The organism is Frateuria defendens, from assembly GCF_001182895.1.
Lineage (GTDB): Bacteria > Pseudomonadota > Gammaproteobacteria > Xanthomonadales > Rhodanobacteraceae > Frateuria_B > Frateuria_B defendens.
On sequence record NZ_LFQR01000066.1, the window covers coordinates 1 to 15151 of the forward strand.

Annotated in this window: 16 protein-coding genes and 1 tRNA gene; all 17 read right to left on the bottom strand. The window is 69.9% G+C overall.

The window, feature by feature from the left end; genetic code table 11:
* Positions 1-706: 706 nt before the first annotated feature.
* Entirely contained in the window at positions 707-1936 is a 1230-nt protein-coding gene (locus ACH65_RS10465) for a tyrosine-type recombinase/integrase (RefSeq protein ID WP_049622540.1), read from the bottom strand.
* A gap of 368 nt (positions 1937-2304) precedes the next feature.
* A tRNA-Leu gene (locus tag ACH65_RS10470) sits at positions 2305-2390 on the bottom strand.
* Between the two features lie 25 nt (positions 2391-2415).
* A complete protein-coding gene (locus tag ACH65_RS10475; RefSeq protein ID WP_049622541.1) occupies positions 2416-2997 on the bottom strand; it encodes a cysteine dioxygenase family protein in 582 nt (193 codons plus the stop codon).
* A gap of 40 nt (positions 2998-3037) precedes the next feature.
* Positions 3038-4162 carry a homoserine O-acetyltransferase MetX gene (gene metX / locus ACH65_RS10480; protein WP_049622542.1) on the bottom strand — a complete coding sequence of 375 codons (1125 nt, stop codon included), beginning with the start codon at positions 4160-4162 and terminating at the stop codon, positions 3038-3040.
* 3 nt (positions 4163-4165) lie between these two features.
* Positions 4166-5209 (bottom strand): tetratricopeptide repeat protein, encoded by a 1044-nt coding sequence (locus ACH65_RS10485; RefSeq protein ID WP_049622543.1) that lies wholly within the window; start codon positions 5207-5209, stop codon positions 4166-4168.
* Entirely contained in the window at positions 5206-5649 is a 444-nt protein-coding gene (locus ACH65_RS10490; RefSeq protein ID WP_049622544.1) for a cytochrome c-type biogenesis protein, read from the bottom strand. Before ACH65_RS10490 ends, ACH65_RS10485 begins: the two co-directional genes overlap by 4 nt.
* Entirely contained in the window at positions 5649-6191 is a 543-nt protein-coding gene (locus ACH65_RS10495) for a DsbE family thiol:disulfide interchange protein (RefSeq protein ID WP_049622545.1), read from the bottom strand. The genes ACH65_RS10490 and ACH65_RS10495 overlap by 1 nt, the downstream gene beginning before the upstream one ends.
* Complete coding sequence (locus ACH65_RS10500; RefSeq protein WP_049622546.1) at positions 6188-8164, bottom strand: heme lyase CcmF/NrfE family subunit; 1977 nt, start codon at positions 8162-8164, stop codon at positions 6188-6190. The genes ACH65_RS10495 and ACH65_RS10500 overlap by 4 nt, the downstream gene beginning before the upstream one ends.
* A gap of 112 nt (positions 8165-8276) precedes the next feature.
* Positions 8277-8753 carry a cytochrome c maturation protein CcmE gene (gene ccmE / locus ACH65_RS10505; protein WP_202594187.1) on the bottom strand — a complete coding sequence of 159 codons (477 nt, stop codon included), beginning with the start codon at positions 8751-8753 and terminating at the stop codon, positions 8277-8279.
* A gap of 31 nt (positions 8754-8784) precedes the next feature.
* Positions 8785-8970, bottom strand: a complete 186-nt coding sequence (gene ccmD / locus ACH65_RS10510; RefSeq protein WP_049622548.1) for a heme exporter protein CcmD — start codon at positions 8968-8970, stop codon at positions 8785-8787.
* Positions 8967-9725, bottom strand: a complete 759-nt coding sequence (locus tag ACH65_RS10515) for a heme ABC transporter permease (protein ID WP_049622549.1) — start codon at positions 9723-9725, stop codon at positions 8967-8969. The genes ccmD and ACH65_RS10515 overlap by 4 nt, the downstream gene beginning before the upstream one ends.
* A 5-nt stretch (positions 9726-9730) precedes the next feature.
* On the bottom strand, positions 9731-10417 hold the full coding sequence (gene ccmB / locus ACH65_RS10520) for a heme exporter protein CcmB (RefSeq protein ID WP_049622550.1): 687 nt from the start codon (positions 10415-10417) through the stop codon (positions 9731-9733).
* The gene (gene ccmA, locus ACH65_RS10525; protein WP_049622551.1) at positions 10414-11049 is read right to left on the bottom strand and encodes a cytochrome c biogenesis heme-transporting ATPase CcmA; all 636 of its coding nucleotides are present in this window, start codon (positions 11047-11049) and stop codon (positions 10414-10416) included. The genes ccmB and ccmA overlap by 4 nt, the downstream gene beginning before the upstream one ends.
* 63 nt (positions 11050-11112) lie before the next feature.
* Positions 11113-11520: a DUF3293 domain-containing protein gene (locus ACH65_RS10530; protein WP_049622552.1), complete on the bottom strand. Its 408-nt coding sequence runs from the start codon at positions 11518-11520 to the stop codon at positions 11113-11115.
* Positions 11513-12913: an FAD-dependent oxidoreductase gene (locus ACH65_RS10535; RefSeq protein WP_049622553.1), complete on the bottom strand. Its 1401-nt coding sequence runs from the start codon at positions 12911-12913 to the stop codon at positions 11513-11515. The genes ACH65_RS10530 and ACH65_RS10535 overlap by 8 nt, the downstream gene beginning before the upstream one ends.
* 70 nt (positions 12914-12983) lie before the next feature.
* Positions 12984-13478 carry a polyhydroxyalkanoate synthesis repressor PhaR gene (phaR, locus tag ACH65_RS10540; RefSeq protein ID WP_049622554.1) on the bottom strand — a complete coding sequence of 165 codons (495 nt, stop codon included), beginning with the start codon at positions 13476-13478 and terminating at the stop codon, positions 12984-12986.
* Between the two features lie 110 nt (positions 13479-13588).
* Positions 13589-15139: a DHA2 family efflux MFS transporter permease subunit gene (locus ACH65_RS10545; RefSeq protein ID WP_049622555.1), complete on the bottom strand. Its 1551-nt coding sequence runs from the start codon at positions 15137-15139 to the stop codon at positions 13589-13591.
* Positions 15140-15151 lie beyond the last annotated feature (12 nt).

Genomic DNA, 15151 nt, shown 5'->3' on the forward strand with positions numbered 1-15151 from the left:
TCATTGAGGCAGTAGCGGCCCTCCTGGTCCTGGCGGATCGGAGTGGCCGCGATGATGGTGGAGACGGTTCTGGAGGCTGCGGTGGCGTAGGTGTGGGTGGTGGTGGTCATGGAGTGGTCCTTTGGCAGATGGACAAGAGAAAGCCCCAGGGCCGGGAGGGCGCCTAGGGCTTTGGGAGGGGATGAGAGAGGGTCTTTGGGGGTTCTTTGGGAGTCTTTAGGGGGAGGAACTTCGTTCCCTCTAGGCTGCTGGTTTTATTCGGTGTGGCACCCAGGAGCCCCTAGAAGCCCCTAGAAGCCCCTAGAAGCCCCTAGAAGCCCCTAGAAGCCCCTAGAAGCCCTTCCAGGCCCTCAGTAGTAACACACCCATCCACCTCGGGCTGCGCGGCGATTCTGACTCGATTGGCGCGGGATTACACGGGGATGCACGGTGGTCTTCGCGTGGTCCTCGGGTAGCCTGTTGGTGCCCGTATGCTGTGCCCGCAGGATGCCTTGTCGGGACTGTGGGATGCCGACGGGGCTGAGGGGTTCTGAGGGGATACAGGGGCGCATCTTCGGCGAACGAACTTCGGCGAAAAAACGCTCTTTCCTCCTACGCTCCGCGTTATATCGAACAGCGCCGAACGTGCCGTTAACGTGCTGAGCAACCCGCAGGCAAAAACGACAGATCAGCACAGACACGGGCGGAACGATTAGACCCCGCTCGGCTACGCCTGCCGCTTGAACGGAACGACCTTCGCCCCGTGCTTCAATCCGTCGAGATAATCCGCCCACGCCTGCATCATGCGAGTGCGTTCTTCTAGGTACTGCGCAGCATGGGTGTACGCCGCGCGAACCTTGTTCGACTCTGCGTGGGCCAGCTGGCGTTCGATGGCGTCGGCATTCCAGCCCATTTCATTGAGTCGTGAGGCCGCCATGCTGCGAAAGCCGTGGCCGGTCATTTCGTTCGAGCCATAGCCGAGGCGCCGGAGCGCCTGATTGAGGGTGTTCTCGCTCATGGGGCGGCCAGCTCGACCCACGGCAGGGAAGACCAGTCGCTCGTGCCCCGTTAGTTGGTGCAGCTCCCTCAGCAGGGCGACCGCCTGTGACGACAGCGGAACGATGTGGGGCGCCTTCATCTTCATTCGTTCGGCGGGGATGCGCCACACGGCGTCGTCCAGATCGAACTCCGACCACTCGGCCTTGCGTAGCTCACCAGGGCGCACAAAGACCAGCGGGGCGATCTTCAGGGCCGCGCGGGTGACGTAATGGCCGGTGAAGGTGTCGAAAGAGCGCAGCAGCTCGCCGATGCGTGCGGGATCGGTGAGGGCGGCCCGGTGGGTGGGCTTGGGTGTAGTGAACAGGCCCCGCAGGCTTGCCGTGAGGTCGCTGTGGGTCTTGCCCTCCAGCACTGCCCAACGGAATACCTGGCCCGCTGTGATCTTCGCTCGGCTGGCGGTTTCTCGCTTGCCGGCGTCCTCGATCTTCTTCAGCACGTCACGCAATTCCAGCACAGTGACTTCCGTGATGGGGCGGCTGCCTATGTGCGGGAACAGGTATGACTCCAGGCGCCAGCGGTCTTTGCTTGCCGTACTCTCCGCCGTTTCGCCGCGAGCATCGCGCCATGCCATCCAGTCGCGTGCGACCTTCTCGAAGGTATCGGCAGCCACGGCGGCCGCAGTGATCCTCTCGGCTTTAGCTGCCTTCTTCTCGGCGCCCGGGTCTCGACCCTGGGCCAGCAGGCGGCGTGCTTCGTCCCTGCGCTGCCGAGCGTCGGCAAGCGAGACGGCCGGGTACACCCCGAGAGCCAGCGTCTTGCGCTTGGCCTCGTAGCGGTAGTCCATGCGCCAGTACCGGCCACCGTCTGTCTTCAACAGCAGATACATGCCGCCGCCATCGGAGAGCTTCTGCGGCTTTTCTGCGGGCCGGGCTTTGCGGATGGCGGTATCTGTGAGCACTGACGGTACCTCGTGACGGTATCTGGAGAGCCCGGCAGTACCTGTTGACGGTATCTGGAGGGCCGCATTGGTACCGCAGGGGGCCGGGAGGGCTCCTTGGTCATGCGTGGGCTTTGTCGTTTTCGCTTGTTTCGTCAGTGACTTATGGGGCTCTGACGGTATCTCCGGCGCCTGGCGCCGATTCAAGCGATTTCACCCGCTGCGGTGGCGGTATCTTACACAGATACCGTCAAAAGTACCGTCAGGTACCGTCGGCTTCCCTGGGTTCCCGTGAGACTCCGTGGTACACCGCAGGCATGAAAAAGCCCGCTGTTATGCGGGCTTCGGGTGATTCTTGGGTCTTTCTGGTACCACCTAAGACCCCCTGCTGGTACCGGTGATAGGACTCGAACCTACACTCTGTCGCCAGAAGCGGATTTTGAGTCCGCCGCGTCTACCATTCCGCCACACCGGCACGTGGGCCAGGCATTATGCCGGCTTCAGTGGACCGGGTCGAGACCCAGCTGGCGTTCGTGGCGCAGGTACCAGTCGTGCTCGGGCAGCGGCTGGAAGATGGCGCAGCGGGTCATGTTGCCGGCGTAGATGTGCAGGCTGACCGCCACGGTGTCGTCGCTGGGATTGCGGATGGTGTGGTACTCGTGCGGCGGGATCAGGCTGCCGGCGGAGCCGGGGCCGGCCTGGATGGCGCCGACCGGCAGGAAGCGGTAGCGCTCGGACTCGTTCTGCACGCGCTCGTACTGGGTCACTTCCAGCGCGCCGCTCCATACGCCTTCCACGCACCACATGCCGCTGTGGTCGTGGATCGGCGTGCCCTGGCCGGGGCCCCAGGTCATCGCCACCACGCAGTAGCCGTGCTCCTCGCTGCGGTAGAGCTCGCGGCGGGCGTAGCGGCCGGCGGCGGTCTCGAACACGCAGGAGGGCAGCTGCACGTGGCCGCCGCGGATCAGCTTGCACAGGCTGTTGCGCAGGCTGTCGGTGATGGCGGGCGTGGTGTCGTGCTCGACGGCGGCGTCGATGGCGTCGATGAGTTCGCGACAGCCGGGGAATTCGGTGGTGAGCATGGTCGTTCTCGGATACGGCCGGGCGGCGATGCCGATAATATCAGCCCGGACCGCGGTCCAGGCTCAAGCGGCCGAGGAAGCCGCCGATGGCGCGGCTGTAGTTGGGGATGTCGACCAGGAAGGCGTCGTGGCCCTGCGGCGAATCCAGCGCCACGAATTCCACCTCGGCGCCGGCGGCGCGCAGGCCTTCGGCGATCTGCTCCTGCTGTTCCAGCGGGAACAGGATGTCGGTGCTGACGCCGATCACCAGCGCCTGTTCGACGCGGATGCGCTGCAGGCCCTGCTGCACGCTGCCCTCGCCGTACTCGGCCACGTCGAACCAGTCGCTGGCGCGCGAGAGGTAGAGGTAGCTGTTGGGGTCGAAGCCGCGCACGAAGCGCCGCGCGTGGCCCTGCAGGTAGGACTCCACCTGGAACTCCACGCCGAACGGCTGCTGCTCGGCGCGCTGCTCGGGGTCGAGTCGGATGCGCGCGAAGCGGCCGTTCCACTCCATCGCCGAGCGGTAGGTGATCACGCCGAGCTTGCGCGCGATGCTCATGCCGGTTTCGGGGTAGCGCCGGTCGTCGTAGCGGCCTTCGTTCCAGTTCGGGTCGAGGCGGATCGCCTCGCGCTGCAGCGAGCGGATGGCGATGGCGAAGGGCTGCGCCTGTGGCGCGGTGTCCACGCTGATGTGTGCGCGCACGCTGCCGGGGTGCAGCAGCATGTAGGCCAGCGCGCTCATGCCGCCCATCGAGCAGCCGATCAGGCAGGCCAGGCGCGCGATGCCGAGGCCGTCGGCGACCACCGCGTGCGCGGCGTTGGCGACGTCTTCCAGCGCCAGCTCGGGAAAGCCCAGGCGATAGGGTTCGCCGGTGGCCGGGTCGGGCGAGGCGGGCGAGGTGGAGCCCTTGTCGCTGCCCAGCGAGTTCACGCAGATCACGAACCAGCGGTCGGTGTCGATGGCCTTGCCGGGGCCGATCATCGCCTCCCACCAGCCGGGCGAATCGTCCTCGGACGAGGAGGCCGCGTGGGCGCTGGGCGAGAGGCCGGTGAGGATCAGCACGGCGTTGTCGCGCGCCGCGCTCAGCGTGCCCCAGGTCTCGTAGGCCACCTGGGCGCCGTGCAGCGCGCCGCCGCGCTTCATGGCGAAGGGCGAGGGCAGGGCGTGGTAGCGGCGTGCGTCCATGGCTCAGTGTATGTGGTCGATGACGATCTTCAGCGGCGCGCTGCGGCCCACCTCGACCACGCCGGCGTCGCCTTCGAGGTCGCCGGCCTGGGCGCGGGCCTGGCCGCTCTTGCTGATCCGTGCGCCGACGAACACGCGCTGCTCGGAGGAAAGCTTGTGCTGTGGCAGCATCGCCATCGCGTCGGTGAGCGTGACCGAGGCGGGCAGGGTGGTGGCGTCCAGGCGCGCCACCGCCAGCGGCATCGGCGGGCCCTGCTCGGCGCGGGCGTAGACGAACAGCGTTTCGCCGCCGGCGAGGCGGCTCTTCAGTGCCGGCGCCAGCGACACCTCGACCTTGAGTTGCGGGCCATCCGTGGAGGTCGCGGCCGGCGATGCGGCGGGCGCCTGGCCGCCGGCGCGTGCCTCGGCCGCGGCGATCTGCTGGGTCACCGCCTGGGCGACGCTGGAACCGGGCTCCAGCAGCGGCAGCAGGCGGCGCCAGGTGGCGGCCGCTTCGGCGTAGTGCGCCTGCTGGAAGTCGCCGATGCCGAGCAGCCACAGGCCGCGCTGGTTGGCCGGGTCGATCTCGACGGCGCGCTGCAGCAGCTCGCGGGCGCGGCCTTGCACGCGGTGCTCGGCCTGCAGCTGCGCGTCGGCCTCGGCCCAGCCCACCATCGCCGCCGTGTTGTTGGCGTCGAGCTTCAGCACGCGGTCGAAGGCCTCGCGCGCCTCGTCCGGCCGGCCCATCGCGCCGCGCGTCTGGGCCAGCAGCAGCCAGCCCTGCACGTCGTTCGGCTGCTCCGCCAGGTGCTGGCGCAGCTGGGCCAGCGCCTGCTCGATGTCCACCGGCGAGGCGGCGCGGGCCTCGGGGTTCATCGCCTGCGGCGTGCCGACCTTGAAGTACAGGCCCGCCGCGGCCAGCGGCAGCACCAGCGCCACGGCCAGGGCCAGCGCGAAGACGCCGCGCGGGCGCCCCATGCGGCGCCCGTGGCGCACCAGCGGCAGCAGCAACAGCAGCAGCGCCACGGCGATCATGGCCGCGGCGATCAGGTAGAAAGCGGTCTTCACCAGTCGTCGTCCCCGGTTTCGGTCGGTGTGGCCGGCACGGCGCGGCGGCTGCGGCGGCGGATGGTCACGGCCACCGCGACGGCGCCGCCGAGCAGGACCAGCAGCGGCCCGAACCACAGCAGCACGGTGCCGGCCTGCAGCGGCGGGTCGTACAGCACGAAGTCGGAGTAGCGCGCGACCAGGTACTGCTTGATCTCATCGTCGCTCTTGCCCTGCTGCATCTGCTCGAACACCTCGTGGCGCAGGTCGCGCGCCAGGCCCGCGTTGGAGTCGGCGAGGTTCTCGTTCTGGCACACCAGGCAGCGCAGCTGGCTAGTGAGTTGCTGGAAGCGCACTTCCTGCGCGTGGTCCTTGAACGGCAGCGGGTCGATCGCCTGCGCCGCGGCCAGCCCGGCCAGGCCGAGCAGCAGGACGCACAGCAGGCGCAGCGGCGCGCGCATCACGGCGTCTCCCGCTGCAGCGCGGCGATGGCGGGCTTGAGTTCCCGCTCGATCGCCTCGGGCGTGAACGGGCCGATGCGCTTGTAGCGGATCACGCCCTTGGCATCGACCAAGAAGCTCTCCGGCGCGCCGTACACGCCGAAGTCGATCGCGGTGCGGCCCTCGCGGTCGGCCACGATCAGGTCGTAGGGGTTGCCGTGCTGGGCGAGCCACGCCTTGGCGTCTTCCGGCGCGTCCTTGTAGTTGTAGCCCACCACCGGGATGCCCAGCGTGCGGCCCTCGGCCATCAGCACCGGGTGTTCCTCGCCGCAGGCGATGCACCAGCTGGCGAACACGTTGAGGAGGTAGGGATGGCCGAGCATGGCGGCCTTGCTCACCGTCTGCGCGGGATCGTCCAGCTTGGGCAGCGCGTAGGCCGGTGCCGGTTTGTCGATCAATGGCGAGGGCACCTCGCGCTGGTCGTGGCCGGTGTTCCACCAGATGCCGAAGCCGAACAGCGCCACCAGCAGCAGGAAGCCGAAGAAGGGCAGCAGGCGGCTCATGCGTGGGATTCCTGTGCGCCGGCCGGCACGGTTTCGTCGGCGCCCGCCTGGCGCTTTGTGCGGAAGCGCCGGTCCGCCGCGGCGGCGAAGCCGCCCAGCATCATCAGCAGGCCGCCGCCCCAGATCCAGCGCACGAACGGCTTGTGGTAGAGGCGCAGCGCCCAGGCGCCTTCCAGGTGCTGCGGATCCATCGGCTCGCCCAGCGCCACGTAGAGGTCGCGGACGATGCCCGGGTCGATCGCCGATTCGGTCTGCACTTGGCCGCGCAGGTAGGTGCGCTTCTGCGGATGCATGGTGGCGAGGGTGCGGCCGTCCTCGCTCACCGTCACCGTGGCCTGCTCGGCGTGCCAGTTGGGGCCGCGGGTGGCGGCGACGCCATCGAAGCGGAAATCGTAGCGGCCGATGCTCTGCGTCTGGCCCGGCGCCATGCGCACGTCGCGGGTGGTGCTGAGCGATTCGGACAGCAGCACGCCGATCACGAACACGCCCACGCCCGCGTGGGCCAGCAGCATGCCGGCCATCTCGGCCGGATAGCGGCGGCCGCGCGGCATCTCGCGCCAGCGCTTGTACACGTAGAGCAGCGTGCCCGTGCCGGCCCACACCGCGCCGGCCACGCCGGCGACGGCCTTGAGCCGGCCGTCGGCGAAGAACGCCGCCACGATGGCGCAGGCCAGCGCGGCCACGCTCACCCGCAGCAGCACGCTCCTGAGCTGCGCGCCGCCGCCGCTGCCGCCCCAGCGCAGGAACGGCCCGAACGGCAGCAACAGCACCACCGGCAGCATCAGCAGGGTGAACAGGAAACCGAAGTAGGGCGGGCCGACCGAGATCTTGCCCAGATGCAGCGCATCGCCGATCAGCGGAAACAGCGTGCCCAGCAGCACCATCGCCGCCGCCGTGGTCAGCAGCAGGTTGCCCACCAGCACCGCGCTCTCGCGCGAGACCAGCGCGAATGGCTTGCCGCCCACCACCTTGGGCGCGCGCAGCGCGTAGAGCAGCAGCGAGCCACCCACCACCACGACCAGGAAGCCGAGGATGAAGAGGCCGCGTCGCGGGTCGGAGGCGAAGGCGTGCACCGAGGTCAGCACGCCCGAGCGCACCAGGAAGGTGCCCAGCAGCGACAGCGAGAAGGCGAAGATGGAGAGCAGGATGGTCCATGCGCGCAGCGAGCCGCGCTTCTCCGTCACCGCCTGCGCGTGCACCAGCGCGGCGCCCACCAGCCACGGCATGAAGCTCGCGTTCTCCACCGGGTCCCAGAACCACCAGCCGCCCCAGCCCAGCTCCGCGTAGGCCCACCAGCTGCCGGCCACGATGCCGGCGGAGAGGAAGCCCCAGGCGATGTTGGTCCACGGCCGCGACCAGCGCACCCAGGCCTGCTCCAGCTCGCCGCCGAGCAGGCCGGCGATGGCGAAGGCGAAAGCCACCGAGAAGCCCACGTAGCCCATATAGATCACGGGCGGGTGGAAGGTCATGCCCGGGTCCTGCAGCAGCGGGTTGAGGTCGGCGCCGTCGGCCGGCACCGGCAGCAGCCGTGCGAACGGGTTGGAGGTGAACAGGATGAAGGCGAGGAAGCCCACGCCGATCAGCCCCAGCACACCGAGTACGCGGGCGCGGAAGGCGTCCGGCAACTGCGCGCTGAAGGCCGCCAGCGCCACCGTCCACACGTTGAGGATGGTGACCCACAGCAGCATCGAGCCCTCGTGCGCGCCCCACACGGCGGCGAGGCGGTAGTACCAGGGCAGGGCGAGGTTGGAGTTGTTGGCGACGTAGGCGACGGAGAAGTCCGACTGCAGGAAGGCCCACGCGAGGATGGCGAAGGCCAGCCCCACGAACACCGCCTGGCCGGCCGCCGCCGGCCGCGCCAGTGCCATCAGCGCCGCGTTGCCGCGCCAGGCGCCGAGGATCGGCAGAATGCCCTGGGCGAGCGCGAGCAGCAGGGCGAGGATCAGGGCCAGTTGGCCGAGTTCGGGCGTCATGGCCGAGCTCCGGGAACGGGGAATGGGGAACGGGGGACGGGCAGATCCGGCATGGCGGGCAGCCTGTGCTTAGGGCGGACGCTGGGGCGATCGGGCATGACGAGGCGGCGGCTCACGGGTTCCCCGTTCCCCGCTCCCCGTTCCCCGCCTCGTCGATCTTCCGTCCCTGGTGGGCGGCCGCCATCGCGTCCTTCAGCTCCTTCGGCATGTAGGTCTCGTCGTGCTTGGCGAGCACCTCGGTGGCGATGAAGCGGGCGTTGTCCATGTGGCCGGTGGCGATCACCGACTGGTTGTCGCGGAACAGGTCCGGCAGGATGCCGGTGTACTCCACCGGCATCGCGCCGCCGGCGTCGATCACGGTGAAGGTGACCTTGAGCGAATCGCTGGCGCGCTGGATCGAGCCGGACTTGACCATGCCGCCGAGGCGGAAGGTCTTGTAGCTGGTGGCCGCGCCCGACTGCACCTGGCTCGGGGTGAACAGGTAGTTCATGTTCTGCTGCAGGGCGAACACAGTCAGCCCGATGGCGACGGCCGCGGCGGCGAGGATGGCGACGACGATGGTGAGGCGGCGCTTGCGGACAGGGTTCATGGGCAAATCGGATCTCGTGGCGGGCGGCGGCTCAGGGCGGCGCGGCGCCGCGCTGCTGGCGGGCCGTTTGACGGGCGAGACGGGCGCGAAGTTCACGCAGGATGCGGCCGCGGCGCAGGCGCGGGGCGATCGCGTCGGCCAGCAGCACGGCGAAGAACACCGCGTAGGCCGGCCACACGTAGGCGGCATAGCCGCCCATGGCGAGGAAGGCATTCACCGCGAACCCTCCGCCTCGGCGATCTTGCGCACCCAGTCCTTGCCGCCCTCCAGCGCCAGCAGGTCGGCGCGCACGCGGCTGCACAGGCTGGCGAGGTAGTAGAGCTTGGTCGCCGCCATCATGGTGAGCAGCGGCCACAGCATCGAGGGGGCCATCTTCGAGGGCCCGAGGATGCGCACAGTGGAGCCCTGGTGCAGGGTGTTCCACCAGTTCACCGAGAAGTGCACGATGGGCACGTTGACGATGCCGATCAGGGCGAGGAAGGCCGCGGCGCGCGCGCCCTGGCGGCGGTCCTCGAAGGCGTGGTAGAGGCCGATCACGCCCAGGTACAGGAACAGCAGCACCAGCTCGGAGGTGAGCCGCGCGTCCCAGGTCCACCAGGTGCCCCACATCGGCTTGCCCCACAGCGAACCGGTGACCAGGGTGATGAAGGTGAAGGCGGCGCCGACCGGGGCCGACTCCATCGCCACCACCTCGGCCAGCTTCACGCGCCATACCAGCGCCACGAACGAGGCCACCGCCATCACGCCGTAGATGAACAGGCTCATCCAGGCGCTGGGCACGTGGATGAAGATGATGCGGTAGGCGTCGCCCTGCTGGTAATCGGACGGCGCCAGCACCAGCCCGCCGTACAGGCCGCCGGCGGCGGCGAGCACGGCCAGCGCCAGCAGCCACGGGCGCGCGGCGCCGGCGAAGCGGTAGAACAGCGGCGGCGAGCCGAGCTTGTGTACCCAGAGCGGGATCCAGTTGGCCATACCTATCAAGCGTCCAGGGCGATGCGGAGGGCGGCCGCGCAAGCCAGCGGGGCCAGTACCACGGCCATGGCCAGCGCCGCGCCGAGCCAGGCGAGCGGAGCGATCCACGGCAACCCCTGTTGGGCGGCGGCCACCGCACCGGCGGCGAAGATCACCACCGGTACGCACAGCGGCAGCAACATCAAGGCCAGCAGCATACCAGAGCGCCGCGTGCCGGCCGTCAGCGCCACCAGCACGGCGCCGAGCAGGCTGAGCAGCGGCGTGGCGAGCAGCAGCGCGAGCAGCAGCACCGGCTGCACCGCCAGCGGCAGGTGCAGCATGCCGGCCAAGAGCGGCGCGATCACGATCAGCGGCAGCGCGGTGGTCAGCCAGTGGGCGAGGATCTTCATGCCGAGCAGCGGCGCCAGCGGCTGCGGCGCCAGCATCAGCTGCTCCAGCGAGCCGTCTTCGAGATCGCCGCGGAACAGCCCGTCCAGCGCCAGCAACATCGCCAGCAGCACGGTAACCAGCACCACGCCGCTGGCGATCCGCTGCAGCAGGGCATCCTCCGGGCCCAGCGCGAACGGGAACAGGGTCACCACGATCAGCGCGTAGAGCACCGGCATGGCGATGTCGCCGCGGCGGCGCCAGGCGAGGGTGAGGTCGCGCCGCAGCACGGCGGCGCAGGCGCGGGAGAGCGGCGCCGCGCTCATGCGTGCATCCGGATGCGCCGCGGTGCGCCGCCGTGGAAGCTCACCGCGCCGTGGCTGGTGACCAGGGCGGCGCCGCCCTGGGCGATGTGTTCTTCCAGCAAGGCATTGACCAGCTCGATGCCGGCGCGGTCGAGGTTGGCGTAGGGCTCGTCCAGCAGCCACAGCGTGGCCGGCAGCAGGCGCAGCCGCGCCAGCGCCACGCGCTTCTTCTGGCCGGCGGAGAGGCGGCGCACCGGCTCGTCCTCGTAGCCGGCCAGGCCGATGGCGGCCAGCACGCCGTCGGCGCTGGCGCCTTCGCGCCGCCCGTGCAGGCCGGCGGCCACGGCGAGGTTCTCGCGCGCGCTGAGGTCGGCCTTGAGGCCGAGCTGGTGGCCAAGCAGCAGCGTCTCGCCGGCGCAGGCCTCGCGCTGCCACGGCTCGCCGCGCCAGCGCAGCTCGCCGGCGCCCACGTGCAGCAGGCCGGCCAGGAGGCGCAGCAGGGTGGTCTTGCCGCTGCCGTTGTCGCCTTCCACCAGGGCGAGTTCGCCGGCGTGCAGGCTGAAATCCAGCGGGCCGAAGACGGGTTCGTCCGCGCGGAAAAAGGACAGGGCCCGCGCTTCGAGCAGCGGAGGAACAGGGGCGGCGGCGATCATCCGGACGATTGTCCCCAATGCCGCGCCTGCTTGTCCACGCGCGGCGCCCGCCTGCGCATGCGCTCAGTCGCGCCAGCGCAGGCGGGCCGGCGCGTCGCCCCGGCCGTACAGCCAGGCATGCTGGCGGTAGCGGCGGCCGAGTCCGGCCAGCGCGTCCTCGTCCAGCCCGAGCACCCACAGGCTGGCCTCGCGCCAGCCGTCGCGGCCTACGCCAAGGCCGGCGCGGAGTTCGACATCCGCGCGTGCGCGCAGGTCGGCCAGCAGCCGTCGCTGCGCCTGGCGGTTGACGGGCCGCGGCTGCGGCACCGAGCCGGGGTTCCAGGCGGTGAGAAAGCCCCAGGGCCGGCCGCCGGCGAGCATGCGCAGCGTCTCCGGCAGCGGCGCGCCGATGCGGATCGTCGCCGTGCCGCCGCGCGGCAGCCGCACCCTGTAGTCGGTGTCGAGGAAGGCGGCGAGCAGCGCCTCATCCATGCGTGGTGGGTAGTGGCGGCAGCGTGGCGCGCAGCGCCGCCGCGGCGGCATCGAGATCGACCTGCGCCGCGTCGGTGCCGCCGCCCAGCAGCTGGTCGAGCAGCGTGTCCTGCGCCCGCCCGCGCTCGAGTGCGTAGGCGTAGGGCAGGTGGGTGAAGGTGACCATGCGGTAGCGCGCCATGAAGTGCTCCGGCGCGCGTTCGGCCAGCCGCGCGCCCAGTTCGCGCCGGGCCAGGTAGCGCGGGTCGGCCACCGAATCGCGCATCTCGACGTAGTTCTCCAGCGCCATCCTGGCGATGGCGTTGGCATTGGGCTGGCGGATGCGCTGGAACTCGGCGAAGGCGTCGGCCATATCGTCGGGCGCCTCGGCCAGCAGGTCGGCCAGCGCCACGGTGTCCTCGAAGCCGCAGTTCATGCCCTGGCCGTGGAAGGGCACGATGGCGTGGGCGGCATCGCCCACCAGCAGCGCGCGGCCGTCCAGGTGCCAGCGGTCGAGGTACAGCGTGGCCAGGGTGCCGACCGGGTGCGCGTCGTAGTCCGCGACGAGGTCGGGGATCAGCGGATGCAGGTCGGGAAAGTCGTCGCGGAAGAATGCCTCCGCCGCACGCCCGTCGGGCAGCGTGGCGAAGCTGGGATGCGGCCCCTGTGCCGGCAGGAACAGGGTTACGGTGAAGCTGCCCTCGGTGTTGGGCAGGGCGATGCACATGTAGCCGCCGCGCGGCCAGATGTGCAGCGCGTTGGGCTCGACGGCGAAGCGGTCGCGGCCGCCGGTGTTGCGCAGCACGTCGGCGGTGAAGGCGGAGGCCGGCGGGATCTCCAGCTCCTTGTAGCCGTGCCCCAGCCCTTCGACCCGCTCTCCCAGCGGCGCGTGCGCGTTCATCACGGCGCGCAGCGCGGAGCCCGCGCCGTCGGCGCCGATCAGCACCGCGGCCTCCGTGTCGCGTTCGGCGCCCTGCGCGTCGGTCAGGCGGATGCGGCCCCGCGCGAGGTCCGCCGCCAGCAGGGCCTGGCCGAAGTGGAAGCAGGCGCCGGCGGCCTCGGCGGCGTCCAGCAGCAGCATGTTGAGCGCGCCGCGGGAGACCGACCAGATCACCTCGCTGTCGTCGATGCCGTAGCGCTGCAGCGCGCTGCGGCCGTCGCGGGTGTGCACCATGCGCCCGCGCATCATCACCGCGCGGGCGAGCACGTCCTCGGCCAGGCCCGCGCTGCGCAGCGCGTGCAGCCCGCGCTCGGCCAAAGCGAGGTTGATCGAGCGCCCGCCGCTGAAGCCGGCGCGGCGCGGGTCGGGCAGCTTCTCGAAGACCTCGACGGCGAAGCCGCGCCGGGCCAGCTGCTGGGCCAGCAGGGCGCCGACCAGGCCGCCGCCGATGAGGGTGAGGGTAGGGCGCGTCATGGAGGACCGGGCGCGTGCGCTGCGACGGGGCAGCGCACGCGCGCATGCTGCAGGCGTTGTGCGCGGAAACTCAGCTCTTGCGGCCGCTCTTGCCGCCGGTCTGGCCCGGCGTCGGCGGCTGTTGGGTGGCGTCCAGGAAGCCGCGCTGGAACGACTTCCACACCTCCAGGTTGCGCTCGGTCAGCTCGTTGAGCAGTGACCACGGGGTCTGCCCCATCAGGCTGTTGAGCTGGGTGCGGAACTGCTGCTGCTGCTCCAGGAACACCTGCAGACTGCGCTCCAGGTACGGCCCCATGAAGCCCTGCAGCGAGTCGCCGTAGAAGCGGATGATCTGGGTCAGCAGCTGCGGCGAGAGGATGGGCTGGCCCCGCTCCTCGTGCTCGGAAATGATCTGCAGCAGCACCGAGCGGGTGAGGTCCTCGCCGCTCTTGGCGTCGCGGACCTCGAAAGTCTCGCCGTCGAGCACCAGCTGGCGTACCTCTTCCAGCGTGATATAGCTCGAAATCTCGGTGTCGTACAGCCGGCGGTTGGGGTACTTCTTGATGATGCGCGTCGTTTGTGCCATCGCCACAAACCTATTGGCATGCTGGAAATGCTGCAGACGCTAGCAGAACGTATTGCGCCGCACCAGCCAGACCATAGTCTCGTTTGCTGCGCGTTTGGTCTCGGCGTCCCTCAATGGCCGGGGCCGCCGGCGCTGCCGAACGGCGGCCGCGCGAACCACAGCAACGGAATCAGCGCCATGAACAGCACGGCGCACATCCAGAACACGTCGTTGACGGCCAGGGTCAGCGCCTCGCGGTTCACCAGCTGGTCGGTCAGGCCGAGCGCCTGGGCCCGGGGGAGGCCGGCGGTGGACAGCTGCTGCAGGAAATGCGTGGCGGCCGGATGGTCCGGCGAGACGTTCTCGGTCAGTGTGGCGTGGTGGAAGATGCCGCGGTGCTGCCACAGCGTCACCGTCACCGCGGTGGACACGCTCGAGCCCAGGGTGCGGAAGAAATTGGCCAGGCCGGTGGCGCTCGCCACCTGCGAGGTCGGCAGGCCCGACAGGTAGATCTGGTTGAGCGGGATGAAGAAGCAGGGGATGGCGATGCCCATCACGAAGCGCGGCACCACCAGGGTGGAGAACGAGGCCGAGCTGTCGAAGGTGGAGAACCAGTACGCCGTGGCGGCGAACATCACGAAGGCGAAGGTCACCACCGCGCGCAGGTCGAGCCGGTGCATGTTGCGGCCCAGGATCGGCGAGATCAGGAAGGCCAGGATGCCCACCGGTGCGGTGGCCAGGCCGGCCCAGGTGGCGGTGTAGCCCAGCGTGGTCTGCAGCCACAACGGGAACACCACGTTGATGCCGAAGAAGGCGAACATGCCCAGTGACAGGCTCACCGTGCCGGCGGTGAAGTTGCGCGAGCGGAACAGCGCGAGGTCCACCACCGGGTGCTTGGCGTTGAGCTCCCACACCACCAGGAAGACGAGGCAGACCAGCGCGACGATGCCCAGCGCGGTGATCATCGGCGAGGCGAACCAGTCGTGGTCGTTGCCGTTGTCGAGCATGAACTGCAGGCTGCCCACGCCCACCACCAGCAGCACCAGGCCGACCGTGTCGATCGGCACCCTGGCGATCGGCGTTTCGCGCTTGTGCAGCAGCGTCCAGGTGATCACCGCCGCCAGCAGGCCCACCGGCACATTGATGTAGAAGATCCACGGCCAGGAGAAATTATCGGTGAGCCAGCCGCCCAGGATCGGGCCGAAGATCGGCGCCACCACCACCGTCATCGCCCACAGCGCCAGCGCGACGCCCTGCTTGGCCTTCGGGTAGCTCGACAGCAGCAGGGTGAGCGACAGCGCCACCATCGGGCCGGAGCCGGCGCCCTGCATCAGGCGGCCGATCACCAGCATCGGCATCGAGTTGGCGAGGCCGCAGAGCATGGAGAACACCACGAACAGCAGCACCGAGCCGACGAAGGTCTTCACCTCGCCGAAGCGGCGCGCCAGCCAGCCGGTCAGCGGCTGCATGATCGCGCTGGCCAGCGCGTAGGAGCTGATCGTCCAGGTGCCCTCGCTGGGGCTCACGCCCAGGCTGCCGGCGATGTGCGGCACCGCCACGTTGACGATGGTCATGTCCAGCACCTCCATGAAGGTGCTGAAGGCGACCGCGATGGTGAGCAGCGCCAGCGCGCCGCCGTGCAGGGGCGGGAGCGACGTGGCGTCCTTCGGGGTGGCGGCCATGGCGGTCGGGGC